Here is a 22,591-nt window from a genome sequence, read left to right as displayed (position 1 = left end):
ACGCGCGCTGCTAACTTGACAGGCCGCGCTGGGTGACGATCGGTTCGCAACGAGATCTCGGGGTTCGCGTCGGCTTCGTCAGCGAGACCGGCAAGCGCTCCGCTAACGAGGATTATGTCGGGACCTGCCTCGGCCGGTCCGGCGTAAGCAATCGCGACATCGTCGCCGCCGTCGCCGACGGTGTCGGCGGACACAAGGGCGGACGCGAAGCCGCCGAGCTCGCGGTTCGTTGCTTCATCGACGCCTATTACTCCCTCCCCGAGACGCTCGGCGTACGCCGCCGGGCGTCGCGCTCGCTGGAAGCCGCCAATAGCTGGATCTATACGCAAGGCCGCACCGATCCTCGCCTCAGCGGCATGAGCTGCGCCTTCTCGTCGATCATCCTGTCGCGGCGGCTTTGCCACATCATTCACATCGGCGACACCCGCGCCTATCGCCTGAGCGAGGGACGCCTGGAGCGGCTGACCACCGACCACATCGCCGGACGCGGCGATCTCGCTCATCTGCTCAACCGCGCCATCGGCTTCGAGGATTTTGCCCGCTTCGACTACGCGACCGTCGGGTTGCGGCAGCACGACAGGCTGCTGATCTGCAGCGACGGCGTCCATGGCGTACTCGCCGATCACCGCCTGCAGCTACTATTGAGCGAGCGCACCTCGCCGGAAGAATCCGCCCGCGCGCTGGTCGACGCGGCGCTCGATGCCGGCTCCACCGACAACATGACCGCGTTGGTGCTCGATGTCGTCGACCTGCCGCCCGCCGACCGGGACGAGCTCACCCATTCGATCGCGACGCTTCCGATTCTGGATTTGCCCGAGACGGGCGACGTGATCGATGATTTCACGCTCGGCGAAATATTGTCGGACGGACGCTACAGCCGGCTGTTCAAGGCCATCGACAAGCGGCAGGGCCGCGAAGTCGTGCTGAAGTTTCCGCATCCGCGCGTGGCCAGTGAGGGCTCCTATCGGCTCGCCTTCGTCCGCGAAGCGTGGGTCGCGGCGCGCGTGCGAAGCCTGTGGATCGGCGAGATCATCGAACTTCCTGCCGAACGGCAGACTCGGCTCTATTCGGTGATGCCGCTCTACGATGGCGAGACGCTGGAACAGCGCCTCAATCGTTCGCCGCAGCTTTCGCTGGCCGAAGGCATCGGCATCGCGACCAAGCTGGCGCGCGCGGTTGCGACCCTGCACCGGGCCGGCATCATCCATCGCGACATCAAACCCGACAACGTGATCCTGTTGAAGGGCGGCGGATTGCGGCTGGTCGATCTCGGCGTCGCGCGCGTGCCGTTGCTCGAGGACTTCCCGGCCGAGGATATTCCGGGCACGCCGAGCTATATGGCGCCGGAGTTGTTCGGCGGGCGGCCCGGCGACGAGTTTTCCGATCTCTACGCGCTCGGCGTCACCGTGTACCGGATGTTCACCGCCGCCTATCCCTACGGCGAAATCGAACCGTTCTCGCGGCCTCGCTTCGGCAAGCCAACCTACCTCTCGCGCTATCGCCCCGACCTGCCGGCGTGGCTGGACGCGGTGGTCGGCAAGGCGCTCAGCGTCGATCGTGCACAACGCTATGGCGACGTCATCGAATTCTCGCACGAGCTCGAAAACGGCGCGATGTGGGCAAAGCCCGCCGTCACGTCACGGCGCTCGCTCTACGAGCGCGATCCGCTGGTGTTCTGGAAGAGCCTGTCGGCGGGCCTGATCGTGCTCGTCATCCTCCTGCTTGCATGGATCGTAAAAAATTAGCCCGACGCTCCGGGTGGAGCGTCGGGCTACAACACGTGAGGGAAGCAAGCCGGGCTGGCTCGCCAGCCTGGTTCACACCCCGGTCTGGGTGATGAACTTGGTATTGAAATAAGCCTCCATGGCCTCGGTGCCGCCTTCCGAGCCGTAGCCGGAATCCTTGACGCCACCGAACGGCACTTCGGGCAGGGCCAGACCAAAACTGTTGATCGAGACCATGCCGGCTTCGATCGCCGCGCCGATTGCGGTCGCCGTCTTGGTCGAGCTGGTGAAGGCGTAGGACGCGAGACCGAACGGCAAGCGGTTGGCCTCCTCGGCCACCTCGTCGAAGGTCGAGAACCGCGAGATCAGCGCCAGCGGCCCGAACGGCTCCTCGTTCATGGCGCGCGCGTCCTTCGGCACCTCGCTGACGACCGTCGGCTCGAAGAAGTAGCCCTTGTTGCCGACGCGGTGGCCGCCGGTCTCGAGCTTGGCGCCCTTGCCGACCGCATCCTGCACCATGCCCTCGATGGCGGTGACGCGACGTGGATTGGCGAGCGATCCCATCTTCGAGTCGGGATCGAGACCATTGCCGACCTTCATCGACTTGGCACCTTCGACGAATTTGTCGACGAACTCACGGAACACATCATCCTGCACCAGCATGCGGGTCGGCGAGATACAGACCTGGCCGGCGTTGCGGTACTTTGCTGCCGCCAGAATCTTCGCCGCCGACGTGACGTCCGCGTCCTTGAATACGATGGCCGGCGCGTGGCCGCCCAGCTCCATGGTGGCGCGCTTCATGTGCAGGCCCGCCAAGGCCGAGAGCTGCTTGCCCACGGTGGTCGAGCCGGTGAAGGAAATCTTGCGGATCACCGGATGCGGAATGAGATATTCCGAAATCTCTGACGGCACGCCGAAGACCAGGTTGATGACGCCATCGGGCACTCCCGCGTCAGCGAACGCCTTGATCAGTTGCGCCGGAGATGCCGGGGTTTCCTCGGGCGCTTTGACGATAATGGAGCAGCCGGCTGCGAGAGCCGCGGAGAGCTTGCGAACGACCTGGTTGATCGGGAAATTCCAGGGCGAAAAGGCCGCGACCGGGCCAACCGGCTCCTTGACTGCGATCTGGTAAATGCCAGGACCACGGGCCGGGATCACCCTTCCATAGGCGCGCTTGGCTTCCTCGGCGAACCACTCGATGATGTCGGCCGCCGCCATCGCTTCGATCTTCGCCTCGGCCAGCGTCTTGCCCTGCTCCATCGTCAACAGCGGCGCGATCTCGTCATTGCGCTCGCGCATGATCGCGGCCGCCTTGCGCATGATCTTGCAGCGGTCGAACGGTGCCACCGCGCGCCAGACCCTAAAACCCTTGGCGGCGGCTTCCAGCGCCTCGTCAAGATCGGCACGGTCGGCATGCGCAACGGTGCCGATCGTCTCCTCGGTCGCCGGATTGAGCACGGCGATGGTCTTGCCCGACTGGCTCGGACGCCATTTGCCGTTGATGAAGAGCTGGGTATTCGAATATGCCACGAGACTTTCTCCCTGAGCTTATTAGTCGCCAAATGGCGCGCGGCGGAAATCAGGCGCCTATATGATGGAAGCCCGATCGAATTGCAAAGCCGATTCAGTGGTATGCGCCCGCGCGACCGACGCATAGCGCTTCCGCGGCCCGCGTCATTTCCGGACCCAGATAACTCCGGAACCGGGGCTCGCGGGTGAGCGCCGCAAAATCCGGCTGTCGCGTGACGCCACCGTCCGCGACCAGCAGATATTGTTCAGCGATTTCGGCCAGGATTTCCAGGTGCCAGGCGGCAGTCGGATGCAGGCACACCACCACGAGCCGCCCATCCGCGCGCAGTTTGCGGAAGAAATCGAGCATAAAGCCGATATAGCCGTCCTGCAGGTTGAATTGCGGCTCGTCGAACAGATGCACCACCGGCGCCGGCGTCGGCGACTTTTCGAGGAGTATCGATGGCACCAGCTTGCGGAAGCGGCGTACCTGATAGGACTGGTGATAATGGATCGCGAGGCGGTCGCGTTCGCGGTACTTGACCTTATGGATGTCTGCGCCGGCGACGTAAACGCGGCCGGACGATGGCGCATTCGAGCCGGTCATCATTTCGAACAGCGTCGTCTTGCCGGCCCCGTTCGGGCCGACCACGCCGATAACAGCGGGCCGGTCGATCACGAGATTGGCTTCAAGTGTGAACGTCGGGCGGCGCACCACGCGGCCACGCGTGTAGACCTTGCGGACCTGATCGAGGACGAGCAGCGGCGAGGCCATCAGTGAACTCCAAGCAGGCGTTGGCGCAGGCCGTGGTCGTCACGAAGCGTTGCGGCCTCTCCGCTCCAGGCGATCCGGCCGCGATCGATAACGGCGGCTTGGTCGGCGACCGACAGCGCGATCTCGGCATTCTGCTCGACCACGAGCGAGGCGACGCCCTCGTTCCGCAGCCTGCGGATGGTCGCAAGCACGTCACCAACGATTTTCGGCGCCAGCCCCTGGCTCGGCTCGTCGAACAGGATCAGCCCGGGCGATCCGACAAGCGCACGCGCGATCGCCACCATTTGCATCTCGCCGCCCGACAGGTTCTCGCATTCGCGTTCCATCAGGTACTCTAGCGGCGAGAAGATTTCGCACGCCTCCTTGACGGTCCAGCTCCGGAACTTCGTCCGCTTCTGCGCAATGCCGAGATTGCGCGCCACCGAGAGCGTCGGACACAGCCGCCGGTCGTCGGGCACCCAGCCGATCCCGCCGCGCGCGATTTCATGCGTCGGGCTATGCGTGACCTCGCGGCCGTCGAACCTGACGGCGCCTCGGCGCGGACGGGTCAGTCCCAGAATCGAACGCAGCATCGTGGTCTTGCCGGCGCCGTTAGGGCCCAGCAGCGCAAATACCTTGCCGCGCTCAAGCGACAGCGATGCGCCGAACAGCGCCTGCGTCTCACCGTAAAACGTATCGATCCCCTCGACTTGGAGAATCATGCGAACCTACCGAGGTTAGAGCGCTTGACCCATTCGTTCTGCTGCAGGTCGTGGGGCGCGCCGCGCGCGACCACTTGGCCCCAATGGATCACGGAAATGCGGTCGGCGAGCGAGAACAGGAATTCCATGTCGTGCTCGATGGCCACGATCGTGAGCTTGCCCTTGAGCCGGCCAACCAGCGTCGCGAGGCGGTGTATGCCGTCCGAGCCAAGCCCGGAAGTTGGCTCGTCCAGGCACAACACGCGGGGTCCCTGCCCCAGCGCGACCGCGATCTCGAGCGCACGGCGGTCGCCATAGCTGAGATCCTTGGCGCGAGTATCGCCCTTGTCGGCGAGGCCAACGGTAACAAGTATCTCGGACGCCTTCTCGGCAAACCCGCGTTCGCCGGCAACGGCGTGGCGCATATCGAACCCGCGGGCGCGAAAGCCCGGCAGGCCGACCATGACATTCTCGCGCGCGGAAAACTCGTCGAACAGCGTCATGATCTGGAACGAGCGGGCGACGCCCTTGGCTGCAATGCGATGCGAGCTCAGCCCCGTCACATCCTCGCCGTCGAACCGGATCGAGCCACGGCTCGGCTTGACGCGGCCGGTGAGCACGTTGAAGAATGTGGTCTTACCGGCGCCGTTCGGCCCCATCACGCCGTGGAACTCCCCCTCGGGCACTGTCAGGTCGATGCTTTCAAGCACAACGCGGTCGCCGAAGCGAACATGAACGCCGGAAACTTCGATCAGTGCCATCGTCCGCCTCCGAACAAGAGACGCAGCGCAGTGCCCCCTTGCTGCCGCATCGAATTCAGCGACCGGTTCTGCCACGCGGCCTTGATGGCTCCGGCAATCCCCTCAGGCCGGAAGAGCACGACCGCGATAAACAGCAGCCCAAAATAAAGCATCCAGGCGTTCGTCATGGCGCCGATCACGTCGCGCGCGATCAGGAACAGAAACACGCCGATGACGGGACCCCAGAAGCTGACGAGGCCGCCGCCGACCAGCGTCATCATCACGACGTAACCGGACTGATGCAGGCTCATTACATCAGGGAACGCAGCAAGCTGCGCCATCGCGAACAGGCCGCCGGCAAATCCTGATACTGCCGCCGACAGCGCGAAGATCGACGCCTTGTAGAGCCACACATTATAGCCGAGATGCGCCGCGCGGATTTCGCTCTGCTTGATCGCCGCGATAACCCGGCCATAGGGCGAATGCACCAGCCGCCACAGCGCTATAACAGCGATTCCGAAGACCATGAGGACAAAATAGTAGAACGCCACATTGCCGGCGAGATCGAACGACGCAAACCCAAAATCGGCAGGCAGCCGCGCGATCTTCAGCAGCCCGTCCTCCCCGCCGGTGACCTTGTGCGACTTGATCGCGAGCGTCCAGAAAATCTGGCCGAAGGCGATCGTCATGAAGGCATAGTAGATACCCCGCCGGTGCGAGATGAATAGCGCGACCAGCGCGCCGGCCAAACCCGCGACTGCGAATGCAGCCGCAAGGCAGACCCAGAGATTGGCGACGACATTGAACTGGCAGAGGCCGAAAGCATAGGCTCCAATGCCGAAATAGGCGCCGTGGCCGAACGACGGCAGGCCAGCGGTGCCCAGCACGAGATTGAACGCGAGCGCATAGAGCGACCAGATCAGGATCTCGATCCCGAGATAGGGATAGAGGCCGACGCGCGCGATCCAGAACGGCACGGTGGCCAGCACCAGCCACAGCACCAGCATGGTCGGTGTGATGAGCCGCGCGGAATCGGATTGCGGTGTTGGGATCATCTTCAGGCCTCGAGCACGCTTTTCTTGCCCCAGAGCCCGCGCGCCCTGAACGTCACGACCGCCACCAGCAACACGTACATCGATAGCAACGACCACTCGGAGGCGTAGGCGCCGGACAGACCGATGGCGAGCCCGACCAGAAGGCCGGCAACGACCGCGCCCCAGAAACTGCCGACGCCGCCGAGGACGATCACCAAGAATGCCGGAATGACGGCGTCGACGCCCATGTGCGGGCGTATGCCCCAGATCGGCGCCACGATAATGCCGGCGATGGCCGCCAGCATAGTGCCGAATAAGAAGACGAGCAGCCGCAGCCGCGTCAGGTTGATGCCGAGCGCGCGCACGATTTCGCTGTCATGCGCACCCGCCTTCACGGTGGCGCCGAACGAGGTCTTTTCGATCAGGAGCCAGACCAGTCCGATGACCGCGACTGCAATGCCCGCGGCATAGAAGCGGTATGTCGACCAGATCAGATCGCCGAAGATAAAGCCGCCATTGACCGCTTGCGGCACCTGCAACACGTAGTCGCGCGTGCCCCAGGTCAGGCGGATCACCTCCTCGATCACCATCGCAGCGCCAAAGGTCAGCAGCAAACCGTAAAGCGGATCCTTGCCGTAGGTCCGGCGCATGCAGAATTCGATGGCGATCCCGACGAGGCCGACCGCAGCCGGCGCCAGGATCAGCGTCGCGGCGTAGCGCCAGCCGAGCGGCAATGCCAGCCAGGACTGCGCAAGGTCAGCCGGGAACGGTGGGCGCGGCCCCATCAGTTGCATGGCGAAATAGGCACCGAGCGCGAACAGCGAGCCGTGCGCGAGATTGATCTGCTCCATGAGGCCTACGATCAGCATGAAGCCGAGCGCGATCAGCGCGAACAGGAGGCCGAGCGAGAGGCCGTTGAGGATGTGCGGAAGAAGGTCGAACAAGCTGCATTCTCATATTGCTGTTGCAGGGCAGCGGGCACACCACGCGCCCGCTGCGAATTCAAGCGGCGAACTCAAGAATCAACCGTAGGAACCTGCTCGTAGGGGACCAGCTTGCACTTGGCCTGCGCGTCGGTATCGGCCACAGCCTTTGGCTCAGTCCAACTGATGATTTCGTACAGATCGGTCTTGTCCGCAGGCTTGGGATTGCGCCGCGCCAGATAGATCGTCTGCTGCATCTGGTGCGTCATCGGATCCATATAGGCATCGAAATGCTGCATGCGGTCAGTCGCCGAGACTTTCAGATTCTCAAGCTCCTTGATGATCCTGACGTTGTTGGTCGAGCCGGCGCGCTCGATCGCGCGCAGCAATTCCCGTGTGGCCATGTAGCCGTTGTAGGAAACATTGCCGGGCACCGGAATCGAGCCCTCCTTGTTGGTAGCCTGCCATTTCTTGACGAAATCAGCGACGCCAGGCAGCGCCAGCTTGTGATACCAAGTGGTGCCGAACACGCCGAACAGGCTGTCGGGCGAGCCCCAGACGTCAGGCCAGTCCTGCTGGTTGTTGATCCAGGCAGGTTTACCGTCGAGCTTGAGCTGGGCGACCTGCTCGCGCAGCGCCTTGATGTCGTCGCCGCCGATCGCGGTCGCCACGACGTCCGGCTTCGCCTGCTGGATCTTCAAGAGGTAGGCCGTGAAGTCGCGGGTGTTCTGCGGCACCAGCAGATTGTCGACGATCTTGCCGCCGGCACCTTCGACCTGCGCTTTCGTCGCCGCCGAGGTGGTATGGCCCCACACATAATCATTCGTGAGCAGCATCCAGTTCTTGCCGATCGAATTGACGGCGTTCGCGACCGACGCCTTGGAGAAATTGGTGCCGTTGCCGTCCCAGACGAACTTGATGCGTGAGCAGTTCTCGCCCGCCTCGCTGGGTGCGGACGAATTCGTGTTCAGGTAGATGACGCCATTCTTGGCAGCGACCTGGGTGATGGCATTGGCGACGCCTGAATGCACCGCGCCGATCAGGATGGTGCAGTCTTCTCTTGTGATGAACCGCTCGGCGAGGCGGCTGCCGGTGGCCGGCGTTGTTTCGGTATCAGCCGTGATCCAGGTGATCTTGCGGCCGAGCACGCCGCCTTTGGCGTTGGCCTCGTCGATCGCCATCTGGATTCCGCGCAAATCGTCCTGCCCGCTGTTGCCGTATTGACCACTGGCATCGCAGGTCAGGCCGAGCTTGATCGGCTTGGCGGCGCCTTGCGCCCAGACACGGTTTTCCTTCCACGGTCCGAAGTAACTCGCCGTTCCGGCAAGGACACTGGCCATCAGGCTGCCCTTCAGAACGCTCCGTCGCGAAATTTCACGTCGTTTCATGGCTCCCTCCCAACCGCTTTATTTTTGTTGTTGCGGCCCATAGAATGAACGTTCTATTCTAAATGTAAAGTGGAATGTTTGAACCAGAAACTAGAACCAAGCGGCGAAACGGCCGTAATCGGGTAAAGCTGACATCATGAACAAGCCTGCCGGTACGGCGATGAGTTACGACGAGTTGCGTGGGGCGATCGCCCAACGGCATCGCGCCTTGTCTGGACGCCTGCAGCAGATCGCGGAATTCGTGCTCGATCATCCGACCGATGTCGCGTTGGGCACGGTCGCGGAGATTGCGGAGCGTTCCGGCGTGCCGCCGTCGGCCATCGTCCGCTTCGCGCATGCCCTCGGCTTCGGCGGCTTTACCCAGATGCAGGAGGTGTTCCGCTCGCGCCTCGTGGCCGGCGTGGCGCCCAGCTACAAGGCGCGGCTGGCGCGGATGAAGAGCGAGGAAAAATCAGTCCTCGGCCGCAAACCCGCGGCGGTGCTGGGGCGCTTCGTGGCGGAAGCGCAATCGGCCCTGGTGACACTCAGCCAATCCGCTCATGAGCGCCAACTCGAAGCTGCCATCATGATATTGGCGAAGGCGCGCGACATTTATCTGCTCGGACTCGGCGGCTCGTTTCCAGTAGCAACGCATCTGGCTTATGTGCTGCGGAAACTCGGGCGGCGCGTGGTGTTGCTGGACGGCACCGGCGGCAGCATCCATGAACAATCGCATCCGGCCACTTCCGAAGACGCGCTGGTCGCGATCAGCTTCCGCAACTATTACCCTGATACGGCGCGGCTATTTCCCGAACTGGTGGCGCGCAACGTGCCGGCGATCTCCATCACCGACAGTCTGCTGAGCCCGATCGTTGAGGGCGCCTCGGTCGTGTTCGAAATTCAGGACATGCCGGAGCCGGCGCTGCGCACTCTGGTCGCGCCGATGTGCCTCGTGCAGGCGCTCGCGATCGGCCTCGATCTCGCCGCAGACTGACATTTCGGGAAAATCAGGAGAGAACGTCATGGCATCACAGAACGACGCGCGGTCGCTGAAGGGCAAGGTTGCGCTGGTCACCGGCGCTGGTCGCGGGCTAGGCCGCGCGTTCGCTGAACGGCTGGCGGCGATGGGTGCCGATGTCGCCATCCATGGCATGCGCGAAAATGGACCGGCCGAATATGGCGAGGGATCGACGCTGACGGCGGTCGCGGAAGCGGTGGCGTCGGCCCATGGGGTACGCACCATCAGCGTACTCGGCGACCTTACGCAAGGCGCCGACATCGCGCGTGTCGTCGAGACCACGACGAAGCAACTGGGTCCGATCGACATTCTCGTTCACAATGCCGGCGGCGATATTGCGGCCAAAGGCGGCAAGCCGGATCCGAACGACGCCGTCGGCATTCGCGAGGAGGATGTTCGCGCGGTGCTCGATCGCAACCTGCTCTCAACCATCCTGACCTGCCAGGCGGTGGCCAAGGAAATGATGCCGAGGCGTCAGGGCCGCATCGTCACCATCGGTTCGGTCGCAGCCTTCAAGGGCCGCACAAACGGCTCGATCTATGCGGTTGCGAAAGCCGGCATGACGCATTACACGCGTTGCCTCGCCGATCAGCTCCGATCCTACGACATCACCGTGAATTGCATAGCCCCCGGCGACACCCGCACCGGCCGCTTTATGGGCACGCGCGCGGTGGATCAGAACCGGATGGTGGAAGCCGGCACACTCGATCGCATCGCGACCGTCGACGAAGTCGCGCGCGTCGTCGAAGTGTTCGCAGGTCCGTTGGGCGCGTTCGTCTCAGGCCAGGTGCTGCGCGTGGACGGCGGAGGACAGTGCTGGGCGGCGTGAAGGCGGGCCAAGAATCTTCGTAAGGCGAGTCGGCGTCACGCCGCCAAAATCATTTCGGGCGCCGATGCAGGCAAATTCTGGCTGTCGGCGACCGCGCGATTGGTGATCTGCCCGCGGTGCACGTTGAGTCCGGCGCGCAGATGCGGATCCTCGATCAGCGCGCGGATGCCCTTTTCAGCCAGCGCAAGGCCGAACGGCAGCGTGGCATTGTTGAGCGCATGGCTCGACGTCACCGGCACCGCGCCCGGCATGTTGGCGACGCAATAGTGCACGATCTCGTCGACGAGATATGTCGGTGCCTGATGGGTCGTCGGCCGCGACGTCTCGAAGCAGCCGCCCTGGTCGATTGCGACATCGACCAGCACGGCACGGCGTTTCATACGGGCGAGATGCGCGCGCGAGACGAGCTTCGGCGCGCTGGCGCCCGGCACCAGCACGGCGCCGATGACGACGTCGGCCGCAATGACTTCCTCTTCGATCGCTTCCAGCGTTGCATAGCGCGTGCGCACGCGTCCCTGGAACATCTCGTCGAGAACGCGAAGACGCGGCAGCGAGCGGTCCAGGATCGCGATATCGGCGCCGAGCCCTGCGGCCATCCGCGCGGCATGCGTGCCGACCACGCCGCCGCCGATCACCGCGATCCTGCTTGGCGCCACACCGGGCACCCCGCCGATCAGCTTGCCCATTCCGTCCGCCGATTTCCGCAAGGCAGCGCCCGCCGCCTCGATCGCCAACCGTCCCGCCACTTCACTCATCGGCGCAAGCAAAGGAAGCCCTCCATAGGCGTCGGTCACCGTCTCGTAAGCAATCGCCGTGCAGCCGGATGCCAGAAGCCCCTTGGTCTGCGCCGCGTCCGGCGCAAGGTGCAAATAGGTAAAGAGGATCTGATTGTCGCGAAGCTGGCGCCATTCGCTCGGCTGCGGCTCCTTGACCTTGACCACCATATCAGCGGTCGCGAAAATTTCCGCGGCCGTATCCACGATTGCAGCGCCGGCCGAACGGTAGACATCATCACTTGCGCCAATGCCGATCCCCGCACCCTGCTCGACGATCACCTCGTGCCCCCGCGTCACATATTCCCGCACCGAAGCCGGCGTCAGACCGACGCGATATTCCTCGACCTTGATTTCCTTGGGCACACCGATCCGCATGGGCTTGCTCCTGCATTCGAGGTTGTCTGACTGCAGATAGAGTACTTCTGAGTCGGCAACGCTTCTCGGCGAATTGCGGCTTGCTGAGCGAGATTTGCGCATATATTCTACACATTAGCCTTATAAATTGGTGACTTGTAGCGTGAATGAACTGGATCGCATTGATTATCGGATTCTGAGCGAGCTCCTCGCTGACGCCCGGGCGAGCCAGATCGAGCTCGCCGAAAAGGTTGGTCTGTCGCCGACTGCCTGCGCGCGCCGCATCCGCCAACTCGAGGAAGGTGGGATTATCAGGGGCTATCGCGCCGATCTCGAGCCGACTGCGCTCGGGCTCGTCACGACCGTCGTCGTCACCATCACGCTGGAAAAACAGAGCGAGGATTACCTGGCCGCGTTCGAAGCGGCGATCGCCCGATGTCCGGATGTCGTGTCCTGTCACTTGATGTCGGGCAGCGACGATTATCACTTGCAGGTCATCGCACGCGACATCGCGGACTTCGAGCGCATCCACAAGCAACATCTTTCACGGATGCCCGGGGTGGCGCGCATCCACTCGAGCTTTGCGATGCGCGAGGTGGTGCGCAGGGCCATCCCCGAGACGGCATTGCGGCGCTAGCCTCTTCGATCAGCTCGACGCAATCAGCAACATCCAGCCTACCAACGCATAGATGCGACGGCGAAGCGTCAGTCGTTTTCGGCGTCGTCCGGCGACCGGGCGTGTTGCGTTCCGATGCTGCCGACCGGACCAAACGCGACTTGACAGAACGCTAATCCACCGTATGTTACGTTATAACATAACGTATTTGCAAACCAAAGATGCCTTTCCGACGGGGACCCTTGCATGGGCGAAATCGTTCGACTTGTTCCGAAGCCAGAGCTTGAGCGGGCTCGCTTAATTCGAGAGGCTCGCGCGATATACGACAGCATATTTCCGCCGACGGATGCGGTCAGCCAGCACGCGGATGATCGCCTCAACCAAGAGATGCAATCGGGCAGAAAAGGCCGGGCGGTACCGGGGCTCTGACCAGCAGCGACTCGATCGCGACCGGCATTCTGCTCGCAGCTTCATCTAGTGCATGCGATTCTCGACCGGCTTGCCCTTGAGGCCGTCGTGCGAGTGCCTGAGATCGAGCGTCGGCTTGGGTTGCTCCCTCACAAAGCTCTGCACCGTCTCCCCCGGACCGCCCTTCGCAATCGTGGTGCCGCCGTCAGCAAATATCAGCGCCCCCGTTACGAAGCTCGCCTCATCCGACGCGGCGAACGCAAAGACATTGGCCATCTCCTCCGGGGTGCCGCGCCGACCGAGCACAGTACCGGCAAGAGTCTGCTTCTCCATCTGCTCGTTCATCGGCCCGGTCTCCTTATGCGTCCAGGCCGTATCGATAGGGCCGGGGCACACACAGAGGGCGCGCACGCCGTGCTTGCCCTGTTCGTAGGCCACGCCGCGCATGAAAGCGTGAAGGAAACCCTTCGAGCCGCCATAGGGCGCCGCCGTCGGCTCACCCATTTCGCCGGCCTCCGATCCCGTCGAAATCACGACACCCCGCGAGCGCTTCAGATGCGGCAGCGCAAACTTCGTCATCAGGAATGCAGAACGGACATTGTTACGCACGATGTAGTCGAACATCTCGACAGAATGATCCTGGCATTCGGCAATTTCAGGAAAGACGCCAGCATTGTTGATCAGGATGTCGAGCCTGCCGAATGCGTCGATCGCCAGGGCGATGCAGGCTTGCGCATCCACCTCGTCCGCAACATCGCCCAGAAAGGGTTCGGCCACGCCGCCGCGCGCCCGGATGGCATGGACGACGTCCTCCACCGGATCGGCGGGCAGTCCGGCAACAATGACTTTCGCACCTTCTCGCGCAAATTTATGGGCGATAGCTTCGCCGATTCCCGTCGCCGCACCTGTTACGATTGATGATTTGCCGTTCAGCCGTCCCGCCATCGTCATCCGCTCCGCTTTGCTCTGGTCCAAAGCGTTGAACACGCTCGTACCCGCGATGTTCCGCGGCGCGCGTCATCGACGTTCTTCCTGCCGCGCGTGGAACGACTGACGCAGTTTCTGCCGCGAGCGCCGAATGAACTCCGTTCCTTCGCAACATGCGGGCGCAGTCACCGGCTGAGGCTTTCAGTCGGAAAACTACAGGAGCGTCCGCGTCACTGAACCCGTGGACCGACAACAATCCAAGCCATGGAGCAACCAAGGTACGTATTCGCACGACCATCGATGCAAACAGAAGGAACAGAGTGCCGAGCGGGAGCGGGCATGCCACAGGCGCACCCCGACACCCGCTCGTTCCATGCAACGCGTCGCCACTACCTGCGGTACGTCCCGACGAGTTCAGCCTGGCCGATCATGTGCTTCTCGGCTGCTTTCCAGATGTCGACTACCGGCATGCTGGGCGACCGCGATAGCTCGTCGACATCCAAAGCCGCCAGCTTGAAGTGATAGTGATGCGTACCATGACCCTTGGGCGGCGCGGGCCCGCCATAGCCTAGTTCGCCGAAATCGTTCATGCCTTTGCCGAGACGCTCCGTCTTTGGCCCGTGACCGATGGCTTCCGGCAGCATCGACCGCTCGCCCATGACGTTGTAGATGCCCCAATGCCGAAACGTGCCGGACGGTGCATCCGGGTCCTCAACGATAAGGGCGAAGCTCTTCGTACCCGGCGGCGGATCCGACCATTGAAGCGGCGGAGACACATTCTGGCCGTCGCAAGTGTATTTGACCGGAATCGGCTGGTCGTCGTCGAATGCAGGACTCGTCAACTTGAACACCATATGCAGACTCCCGTGCTCATGAAAGGTCGCAGCGGCGGGCTCGCTCGGTCCTCCGGGGTGCAACCACACGTCTTGCCGGTCGATTCCGCCGATACGAAGGAACGTCGGACCGGCGCTTGAGTTGCCTCAACAAGGCACGCTGATCGGCGTTTCCCGCGTGCGCTCAGGACGATCCCTGCAAAGCCGCGCGTGCCGATGCCGGACAAGCGCAGCCATCTAGGGAACCCGGCGCATGGCCCTTTCACCGGAAGCTGAACAAATTCGCGAGAGGACCAATCGCGAGTTGATCGATCTCCTGCATGAGGCAGGCGAGCATCTCCCGGCTCCGGAGCAGGACGATTTCACGTCCTTTTTCGACCGGTTCGGCCCTGCGAAAATCGTGATGCTCGGCGAAGCGACACATGGCACGTCAGAATTCTATCGGGCACGTACCGCCATCACCCGCCAGTTGATCGAGCACCACGGCTTCAACATTGTCGCGGTTGAGGCCGATTGGCCGGACGCAGCAGTGCTCGATCACCTCGTGCGGCAACTGCCATCCGAGCCGCCCAAGGAGCGGCCGTTCGAACGTTTTCCGACCTGGATGTGGCGCAATATCGAAGTGAAGCAATTCATCGATTATCTGGGCTTCCACAACGACGCGTGCGCTGCGGGCCGGAGAGTCGAGTTCCGGGGGCTCGACGTCTACAGCCTCAACAGCTCCATTGCCGCTGTCATCGCGTATCTCGAACGCATCGACCCGGAACGCGCCCGCGCGGCGCGTGAACGCTATTCCTGCCTGACGCCGTGGCAGGCAGACCCTGCCGGTTATGGACGCGCCGTGCTGTCCGGCCGCGACAGTTGCGAAGACGAGGCGGTGGCTCAATTGCGCGAGCTTCTGTCGCACCGGCTTTCGCATAGAGACGGCGACGAGGCCTTCTTCAATGCCGCGCAGAATGCGCGGATCGTGCGCGCGGCCGAGCAGTATTACCGCATCATGTATCGCGGCTCGACCGAGTCGTGGAACCTGCGCGACCGTCACATGTTCGACACGCTGCAATATGTGGTGCAGGAACGCGGGCCGCAGGCGAAGGCGGTGGTCTGGGCCCACAACTCCCACATCGGCAACGCTGCGGCAACTTCGATGGGTTGGGGCGGCGAATTCAATATCGGTGAGCTCGTCCGCAATGCCTATGGCGACGAGGCCGTCTTGATCGGCTTCGGCACGGATCGCGGCACAGTGGCTGCGGCCTCCGATTGGGGCGGCGAGATGGAGATCAAGTCGGTTCGGCCGGCACGCGAGGACAGCTATGAATACCTGCTCCGCCGCACTGGTCTGGCGCGATCACTGACCGATTTGCGGCCGCCCGGCCGAGGCGAGCTGCGCGACAGGTTGACCGGTCCCAGACTCGAGCGAGCCATTGGCGTCATCTATCGACCCGAGACGGAGCTCCTCAGCCACTACTTCGAGGCGGTATTGCCCGAACAGTTCGACGCGTTCGTCTGGTTCGAAGATACCAAGGCGGTGACACCGCTTGCGACACGAGCCGTAACGGGCGCGGCAGAGACCTATCCCTTTGGGTTCTGATCATGGCGAGTGCACGGGAACAGCTCAGCGAAGTCCTGGTCGGTCCGCACCACCTTGCGGGCATTCTGGGCGTACCTCACGATGCGGTCGGCATCGTGATTTTTGCGCATGGCAGCGGTAGCGGCCGTCTAAGCCCACGCAACAACCAGGTCGCAGCGGCTCTCCGTGAGGCCGGGTTTGCCACGTTGCTGCTCGATCTCCTCAGCCCGGAGGAGGAACGCGACCGCGGCAACGTATTCGACATCCCGCTGTTGGCATCACGGCTTGCAGACGCCGCGGACTGGACCCGTGACAGGCCAGAGCTCGCGGAGTTTCCGATTGGCTATTTCGGCGCAAGCACCGGTGCAGCGGCCGCGCTGGTCGCGGCTGCCGACCGGCAAAACGTCGCTGCGGTGGTTTCGCGCGGCGGTCGCCCGGATTTGGCCGGCAATGCGCTGCACGCCGTCAGGGCGCCGACCCTGTTGATCGTTGGTGGGGCCGACCTACCGGTTATTCCGCTCAACCGTTCGGCTTTTGCGGAGCTCTCTTGCGAGAAGGACCTCGTGATCGTGCCGAAAGCGACGCATTTGTTCGAAGAACCCGGCGCGCTCGAGCAGGTGACGCAATATGCCACGCGCTGGTTCCGCCAGTTCCTGGCGTCGCCCCTCTCCGAAGAGGTGATCGACGCCGACACGGTTTTCAACGACCGGCAAGACGCCGGACGCCGGCTAGCCTCTGCGCTCATGAAGTTCAAAGACAAGGACGCGGTCGTGCTCGCGCTGCCGCGTGGGGGCGTACCCGTCGCGTTCGAGGTTGCGCAAGCGCTGCACGCCAAGCTCGACGTAGCGCTCGTGCGTAAGATCGGCGCGCCGGGTCATGAGGAGCTCGGGCTCGGCGCGGTCGTCGATGGCGCCCATCCGCAGGTCGTGCTCAATGAGGACATCGTTCGCGAGATCCAGCCGGGCGCGGCCTACCTGGAAGCCGAGATTGCCCGCCAGCTTGCCGAAATCGAACGTCGACGGCGCCTTTACCGCGGCGGTGATCCGCCGCCAGAAATTGCCGGCCGTACGACCATTGTGGTCGACGACGGCATCGCCACCGGCGGAAGCGTGAAAGCCGTGCTGAGAGCGCTCGCAAGGGCGAAGCCGGGCCGTCTCGTTCTTGCGGTGCCGGTTGCGCCACGCGATTCGCTTGACGAACTGAGTGTGGAGGCAGACGAGATCATCTGTCTCAAGAGCCCCGATCCGTTCTTTGCGGTCGGCATGCACTACAGAGATTTCGGCCAGACTTCCGATCAGGAAGTTACCGAGCTGTTGCATCGCTCCAAGGCCAGCAGCCCGAACCAGGCGCGTACGTGACGATCGCGAGAGCGCCCTCACCTGGACCTGGTAAGGCAAATACAATATCCGATGCGATACTGCGCCCGCCTCGAAGATCGAGCCGCCGTTTCACACCTGCTCGCGCCTTTTTCGCTTTGCCTCAAACCACTCCACTTGTCGGACCCCGAAAGCCTTGCCGCCGCCTGGTGTCTCGACGGCCACGGTTTCCCCTTTGCTCTTTCCGATTAACGCCCTGGCGATCGGTGAAGTTATCGAAATCTTCCCCTTGCTCGCGTCGGCTTCCGGTTCGCCGACGAGCTGCCAGACCCGCTTCTCGCCGGTGTCCTCATCAATCAGCGTCACCGTGGCGCCAAACTTGATGGTATTGCCGGAAAGCTTGGATACGTCGACGATATCGGCACGCGCGAGCTTGTCTTCCAACTCGGCAATTCGAGTGTCGTTGACACTTTGCTCTGCAAGCGCAACCTGATACTCCGAATTCTCAACCAGATTTGGATCGTCGGCGATCGCCTGCTGAATTCGCTGAATAAGATCGGGCCGCTCGATGCGGATACGGTGCCTCAGTTCATCAGCAAGGGCAGCGTAGCCCGCGGCCGTCATGGGAAGTCTTGTCATCGCGACTCTTATACCGAGTTAATCGACAAAGCATGCATTCAGACGTTCGCGCCGCGCCACCAGCGGTCGCGTACCTGCGGTGGGGAACGCCGTGCGAGGACACGGGTTCCAATTGGTGAGGTTGCCGGTTTCCCATAGTGCGGGGCCACGGCGCCTCGCCCGCTGCGCGGCTCTGACAGTCCGTGATGGAACCTGCAGAGCGGTATGATGGAACGTACACCCTTATGTAAGGTTGCCAGTCCAATGCGGAGCAAAGAGGGCTCGGTACTGTGGCTTTTCATGTCAGCCTTGTTGGTCGAGGTGACCTCAGCGGCGAGATCTACCGTCAGATCCGGCAGGCAATTCTGGACGGGCGCCTTCGGCCTGGAGAGCGGCTGTCTCCCACGCGAGAACTAGCCGCCGCGCTGACGGTTGCGCGATCGACGGTGACGATTGCTTATGAAAGCCTTGTCGCGGAAGGATTCGCGACATCCCAGGCGGGCGCCGGGACGTTCGTCAGCCATCAGCTTGGGGCGAAACGTCCGGCGTCGAAAACAAGGCGGTCGACAGTCCGCGCAGTTCGGGTGCGTGGCGTTTGGGAGACGATACCGCTTCCGACGGCCTTTGTCCGCGCGGCGGATTTCGACTTTAGAACCGGGCTTCCAGACGCTTCGTTGTTCCCACACGGAGCCTGGAGGCGGGTCGTCGCCCATGCGGTGCGCTCGCGCGAAATGGCGGCAGGCGTTTACGAGAATCCTGCGGGCAATCGGGAGCTGCGCGCGGCTATCGCTCGCCACATTGGCATCTCACGAAGCGTTTCCGGATCGCCCGACGACGTCATCGTGACTAATGGCACCCAACAGGCGCTCGACATCATCGCTCGCGTGCTCCTCGAGCCCGGCGATGTCGTTGCGATGGAAGATCCGGGCTATCAACCTCCAAAGCACTTGTTCAGGGCGCTGGGCACGCGCGTGATCGGCGTGCCGGTCGACAGCGAAGGTCTCGTCGTGGAGGCGCTGCCGGCCGAGGCAAGGGCCGTCTACGTGACGCCTTCGCATCAATACCCCCTCGGCGTGGCCATGAGCTTGTCGCGTCGACGTGCGCTGCTTGCCTGGGCCGAGCGCAACAACGCGGTTGTCGTTGAGGACGACTATGACAGCGAGTTTCGCTTCGGTGGGCGTCCGCTCGAGCCGCTTCAGACCCTCGATACGGCCGGTCGCGTTGTGTATGTCGGCACATTCTCAAAGACGTTGCTGCCGAGTCTCCGGCTGGCCTTCATGGTCGTGCCGCCGTCGCTGCGAGAGGCGATGCACAAGGCGAAGTTCGTCACCGATTGGCATACAGCGACACTGGCGCAGAGCGCGCTGGCGCGGTTCATCGACGAGGGCGCGTTTGCGCGCCACATTCGCAGGGTGAGCCGCACCTATAGCGAACGGCATCAGGTGCTGACCGCGGAGATCAAGAGCAACTTCGGCGATCATCTCGACCTTATTCCATCGAGCACCGGGCTGCATATCGCAGCCTACGCGCGAAGAGCGTCGGTTGATCACATTGATGCGATTGCATCAAGAGCCTTTGAGCTCGGCGTCGCCTTCCAAAGACTGTCGGCCGTCCGGGTGGACGGAAAGCCTCAGGCCGGCATCCTCCTGGGATATGGGGCGATCGAGACGGCGCGGATCGCCGAAGGGCTGAGGCGGCTGCGAAGTTGCTTCGATGAATGCGTGTCTCGACGCCCGAATGCGGCGTGAGCGATGTCGCTTGAGGTGACGGCACGCGACTCAGCAATCCGATCAACAACAGTCCCGAGGCGCCGCCTGAATTGGACTGATTGATCATCCGAAAATTGGATCTTCCGTCATACCGCTTCGCTTTCTAACGTTGGGCCGCTGACGCGCGCGACGTCAGGCAGTTGCGGCCGCGCGCGTTGAAACCGCAAGCACACCCTGACCGCCGACGATGGCTCGTCATCGCACGAAGGCGTGAGACGTGAACGAACTCACACGCCAGCGACGCGCATGCCGATAGTTCTACCCGCGCATCTGCGCATCAGGAGGATTATCATGTCCGTTATTGTCAATGCGCTCACGAATTGGAAGGAAGCCGCGGCGTCCAGCGATCGTCGACTTGGATGGGGATTACGGTTCCTACACTGGTGTGCCCGGTGTTCGGAGCGGTCGCGGCAGCGACAAGCCTTAGCGGAGCTCGATGACCACTTTCTCAAGGACATCGGCAAGACGCGGTCAGAGGCTATGGCCGAAGCAGCCAAGCCATTCTGGAAATGACGTCGTTCATCGCGCACTTGCTGCCGGCGGCGGCGCTGGGCTTGTTCGTCGCTATCCCGTTCGGCCCGATTGGCTTGATGTGCGTGCAGCGGACGTTGGCATTCGGAATCTGGATAGGAGCCGCGAGCGGCTTGGGTGCGGCAACAGCCCACGGGATGTTCAGTAGCCTGGCCGTGGTGAGCGGAACCGCGTTGACGCAGGTGACGCTCGCTCTGCACACGCCGCTGCGCATCACTGGAGGGATCGTGCTGGTCTTGATGGGCCTCAGAACCATTCTCGTGTCCACGGACGCGGCGCACGGCGCGACATGCGGAGATCCGACATGCCGAGATTTGCTTTCGGCCTATACATCGACCCTGTTGATCGCTGCCGCCAACCCGATGACGATACTGCCGTATCTGGGCGTCACGTCCGCGCTGGAAACCGGCAAACCGTTGATCATTGGTTGCGCGCTGGCGACGCCCATCGGTGTGATGCTCGGCAGTGCGTCCTGGTATCTCTTCCTCGCCCTCAGCACGAACACCATGTTTCCGAGCTTGCAGAAAGCCGCGCTGGATTGGTTCAACAAACTCACCGGAGTCCTCCTGATAGCCTTGGGAGCTTCGCTATGCGCCCGCATCGTCTGACGGCAACAGCGGAAAAAGAACTGGAGCCATCGAACGAAGATTAGGTGATGCACATGAAATCTGTTGATCGCATGCAGAAGAACGGCCGCCTTATGGTGGGCTCGATGGCGAGTGACACGCTTCGAACGAAGCGGGCTGTGGACGGGGTCCTGCATCTAGTCCACGCGGCCGCCGACGAAATCGAACGCAGCCGCCGCCTGCCCGACGCGGTCGTCGCCGCCCTGCGCGACACAGGGATCAACCGCCTGCTGATCCCAGCAGCCCTCGGTGGAATGGAGGCGCCGATCACAGACGTGATGGACGTCATGGAGCGCATCGCGGCGGTCGACGGCAGCGCCGGGTGGTGCGCGGCGATTGGCGCGGGGAGCAACGTGTTCGCCGGCTACGTGCCCGCAACGGGCGCACGCACGGTGTTCGCTGACCCGGATCAAGGCAATGCCACGATGTTCGCTCCGCTCGGCCGGGTGGTCAACGACCACGGCCGAGTCACGCTGAGCGGCCGCTGGCCATTCACGAGCAACTGCCTCCACAGCGCATGGGTCGGCCTTGGCGCACTATTCCATGACGCCGATGGAGCCGGTCCCGTGCCGCGCATCGTGTTCGTGCCCGTGGCCGACCTGACGATCGAGGACACCTGGGATGTCGTGGGCCTCCGCGGGACCGGCAGCCACCACGTTGCCGCCGCCGAAGTCCCGGTCTACCCGGATCGGTGCACTCGCTTCGCAGACCGGCCCTGGCCAGACGGCCCGTTATGGCGGCTGCCGATCTACACGACGCTGCTGCCTACTCTCATCGCCGTCCCGCTCGGCATCGCCCGGGGCGCCATCGACGAGATTTCGCGGCAGGCGCGCGAAGGCCGGACCGCGCGGCGGGGTCAATTGGCCGACGCGCCGATCTCGATGGCCGAACTGGCCGTCGCAGACACAAGACTGCGGGCGGCCCGGGCCGGATTGCGCACCGCTGTCGGTGAGGCGCACATGCACGCCGAGCGAGGCGAGCCGATCAGCCGGCAGCTCCAGGCTCGCATCTGCCTGGCTGGCATGCACGCCTGCGACACGAGCGTAGAGGTGACATCCACAGCGCACCACCTTGGCGGCGGCGCCGCCGCTTACCGTGGGAGCCGCCTGCTGCGGGCCCTCAGCGACGTGCAGGCCGCGCGCCAGCACCTGCTGTTCTCGCACCATCACTTGGGCGAGCTGGGCAAGCTCGTCGCCGGCCTGGACCTGGCCTATCCTCCCTACGTCATGTGACGGCCAGCCACTGGTCAGCTCGATTGCCATTGAGATCGATGCGGCAGGAGGCGGAGCTCCCAACTACGAAATATGGAAAACAACCCCATGCAAAGTAGCAATAGCCCCGGCATGATACCTTGAGCGATCCCGCGAGCACTTGACGCGTCGGGCAAATCAGCGGCACTACTCCATCATCGCGCAGACTATCTATGGGCCTGCTGTAACGCCGCCCCTCGTCGCGATTGCACACAAAATCCCTTTGACAATTGAAAGTCGCCAAAACGAGCGATCGCCTGCGCGTTGCCGAACCGTGGTACACTTCCATGAGCCATTTCCGCTTCCATAGCTTGTCATCGCCTCACCGCGGTTCTGACGTCAGACGCCGGGGCGTTTTAGCTCGCCGTCAGCTCCTGTGAGAGGCGCTCAGACCCTCGCGG

22 protein-coding genes are annotated in these 22,591 nt (G+C 63.1%); 11 read left to right on the top strand and 11 right to left on the bottom strand.

The genetic code is table 11. The features are described 5' to 3' along the window. Positions 1-32 precede the first annotated feature (32 nt). On the top strand, positions 33-1,745 hold the full coding sequence (locus V1277_RS21450; protein WP_334417993.1) for a protein kinase domain-containing protein: 1,713 nt from the start codon (positions 33-35) through the stop codon (positions 1,743-1,745). A 72-nt stretch (positions 1,746-1,817) separates the two neighbouring features. Here V1277_RS21450 and V1277_RS21445 read toward each other — a convergent pair whose 3' ends face one another. From V1277_RS21445 to V1277_RS21415, 7 genes are all read right to left on the bottom strand, one after another. Beyond that, positions 1,818-3,254, bottom strand: coding sequence for an NAD-dependent succinate-semialdehyde dehydrogenase (locus tag V1277_RS21445; RefSeq protein ID WP_334417992.1), 1,437 nt, complete (start codon positions 3,252-3,254; stop codon positions 1,818-1,820). 94 nt (positions 3,255-3,348) lie between these two features. Next, positions 3,349-4,008: an ATP-binding cassette domain-containing protein gene (locus V1277_RS21440; RefSeq protein WP_334417991.1), complete on the bottom strand. Its 660-nt coding sequence runs from the start codon at positions 4,006-4,008 to the stop codon at positions 3,349-3,351. Further along, positions 4,008-4,709: an ABC transporter ATP-binding protein gene (locus tag V1277_RS21435; RefSeq protein ID WP_334417990.1), complete on the bottom strand. Its 702-nt coding sequence runs from the start codon at positions 4,707-4,709 to the stop codon at positions 4,008-4,010. The genes V1277_RS21440 and V1277_RS21435 overlap by 1 nt, the downstream gene beginning before the upstream one ends. Next, on the bottom strand, positions 4,706-5,449 hold the full coding sequence (locus V1277_RS21430; RefSeq protein ID WP_334417989.1) for an ABC transporter ATP-binding protein: 744 nt from the start codon (positions 5,447-5,449) through the stop codon (positions 4,706-4,708). The genes V1277_RS21435 and V1277_RS21430 overlap by 4 nt, the downstream gene beginning before the upstream one ends. Next, positions 5,440-6,483, bottom strand: a complete 1,044-nt coding sequence (locus V1277_RS21425) for a branched-chain amino acid ABC transporter permease (RefSeq protein WP_334417988.1) — start codon at positions 6,481-6,483, stop codon at positions 5,440-5,442. Before V1277_RS21425 ends, V1277_RS21430 begins: the two co-directional genes overlap by 10 nt. Before the next feature lie 2 nt (positions 6,484-6,485). Continuing rightward, positions 6,486-7,406 (bottom strand): branched-chain amino acid ABC transporter permease, encoded by a 921-nt coding sequence (locus V1277_RS21420; protein WP_334417987.1) that lies wholly within the window; start codon positions 7,404-7,406, stop codon positions 6,486-6,488. 71 nt (positions 7,407-7,477) lie between these two features. Next, positions 7,478-8,773: an ABC transporter substrate-binding protein gene (locus tag V1277_RS21415; protein WP_334417986.1), complete on the bottom strand. Its 1,296-nt coding sequence runs from the start codon at positions 8,771-8,773 to the stop codon at positions 7,478-7,480. Between the two features lie 136 nt (positions 8,774-8,909). Here V1277_RS21415 and V1277_RS21410 point away from each other — a divergent pair, with 136 nt between their 5' ends. Both V1277_RS21410 and V1277_RS21405 read left to right on the top strand, forming a co-directional pair. After that, positions 8,910-9,746, top strand: coding sequence for a MurR/RpiR family transcriptional regulator (locus V1277_RS21410; protein WP_334417985.1), 837 nt, complete (start codon positions 8,910-8,912; stop codon positions 9,744-9,746). Between the two features lie 28 nt (positions 9,747-9,774). Then, positions 9,775-10,599: an SDR family NAD(P)-dependent oxidoreductase gene (locus V1277_RS21405; RefSeq protein ID WP_334417984.1), complete on the top strand. Its 825-nt coding sequence runs from the start codon at positions 9,775-9,777 to the stop codon at positions 10,597-10,599. Between the two features lie 35 nt (positions 10,600-10,634). On the opposite strand, the gene ald is transcribed toward V1277_RS21405, so the two are convergent. Next, positions 10,635-11,750, bottom strand: a complete 1,116-nt coding sequence (gene ald / locus V1277_RS21400) for an alanine dehydrogenase (protein ID WP_334417983.1) — start codon at positions 11,748-11,750, stop codon at positions 10,635-10,637. A 142-nt stretch (positions 11,751-11,892) separates the two neighbouring features. On the opposite strand from ald, the gene V1277_RS21395 reads away from it, so the two are divergent. Beyond that, on the top strand, positions 11,893-12,366 hold the full coding sequence (locus tag V1277_RS21395) for an Lrp/AsnC family transcriptional regulator (RefSeq protein ID WP_245309210.1): 474 nt from the start codon (positions 11,893-11,895) through the stop codon (positions 12,364-12,366). Between the two features lie 225 nt (positions 12,367-12,591). Continuing rightward, positions 12,592-12,774 carry a hypothetical protein gene (locus tag V1277_RS21390; protein WP_334417982.1) on the top strand — a complete coding sequence of 61 codons (183 nt, stop codon included), beginning with the start codon at positions 12,592-12,594 and terminating at the stop codon, positions 12,772-12,774. A gap of 45 nt (positions 12,775-12,819) precedes the next feature. Here V1277_RS21390 and V1277_RS21385 read toward each other — a convergent pair whose 3' ends face one another. Both V1277_RS21385 and V1277_RS21380 read right to left on the bottom strand, forming a co-directional pair. Then, entirely contained in the window at positions 12,820-13,740 is a 921-nt protein-coding gene (locus V1277_RS21385) for an SDR family NAD(P)-dependent oxidoreductase (RefSeq protein ID WP_334417981.1), read from the bottom strand. A gap of 329 nt (positions 13,741-14,069) precedes the next feature. Continuing rightward, positions 14,070-14,534: a YbhB/YbcL family Raf kinase inhibitor-like protein gene (locus V1277_RS21380; protein ID WP_334370031.1), complete on the bottom strand. Its 465-nt coding sequence runs from the start codon at positions 14,532-14,534 to the stop codon at positions 14,070-14,072. A 232-nt stretch (positions 14,535-14,766) separates the two neighbouring features. Here V1277_RS21380 and V1277_RS21375 point away from each other — a divergent pair, with 232 nt between their 5' ends. Together V1277_RS21375 and V1277_RS21370 are read left to right on the top strand one after the other, a co-directional pair. Beyond that, positions 14,767-16,101, top strand: coding sequence for an erythromycin esterase family protein (locus tag V1277_RS21375; RefSeq protein WP_334417980.1), 1,335 nt, complete (start codon positions 14,767-14,769; stop codon positions 16,099-16,101). A gap of 2 nt (positions 16,102-16,103) precedes the next feature. After that, positions 16,104-17,438, top strand: a complete 1,335-nt coding sequence (locus V1277_RS21370) for a phosphoribosyltransferase family protein (RefSeq protein ID WP_334417979.1) — start codon at positions 16,104-16,106, stop codon at positions 17,436-17,438. Between the two features lie 90 nt (positions 17,439-17,528). On the opposite strand, the gene greA is transcribed toward V1277_RS21370, so the two are convergent. Continuing rightward, positions 17,529-18,035 (bottom strand): transcription elongation factor GreA, encoded by a 507-nt coding sequence (gene greA / locus V1277_RS21365; RefSeq protein WP_334417978.1) that lies wholly within the window; start codon positions 18,033-18,035, stop codon positions 17,529-17,531. A 269-nt stretch (positions 18,036-18,304) separates the two neighbouring features. On the opposite strand from greA, the gene pdxR reads away from it, so the two are divergent. From pdxR to V1277_RS21345, 4 genes are all read left to right on the top strand, one after another. Next, a complete protein-coding gene (gene pdxR / locus V1277_RS21360) occupies positions 18,305-19,762 on the top strand; it encodes a MocR-like pyridoxine biosynthesis transcription factor PdxR (RefSeq protein ID WP_442894506.1) in 1,458 nt (485 codons plus the stop codon). Between the two features lie 267 nt (positions 19,763-20,029). After that, on the top strand, positions 20,030-20,296 hold the full coding sequence (locus V1277_RS21355; protein WP_334417976.1) for a DUF1127 domain-containing protein: 267 nt from the start codon (positions 20,030-20,032) through the stop codon (positions 20,294-20,296). Next, on the top strand, positions 20,293-20,922 hold the full coding sequence (locus V1277_RS21350) for a LysE family translocator (RefSeq protein ID WP_334417975.1): 630 nt from the start codon (positions 20,293-20,295) through the stop codon (positions 20,920-20,922). Before V1277_RS21355 ends, V1277_RS21350 begins: the two co-directional genes overlap by 4 nt. Positions 20,923-20,975: 53 nt before the next feature. Further along, positions 20,976-22,172, top strand: coding sequence for an acyl-CoA dehydrogenase family protein (locus V1277_RS21345; RefSeq protein WP_334417974.1), 1,197 nt, complete (start codon positions 20,976-20,978; stop codon positions 22,170-22,172). Positions 22,173-22,591 lie beyond the last annotated feature (419 nt).

Origin of the sequence: Bradyrhizobium sp. AZCC 1588 (genome assembly GCF_036924735.1) — a bacterium.
GTDB lineage: Bacteria > Pseudomonadota > Alphaproteobacteria > Rhizobiales > Xanthobacteraceae > Bradyrhizobium.
Note: the sequence above shows the minus strand (reverse complement) of the source record. Positions and strands in the feature narration are given on the sequence as shown.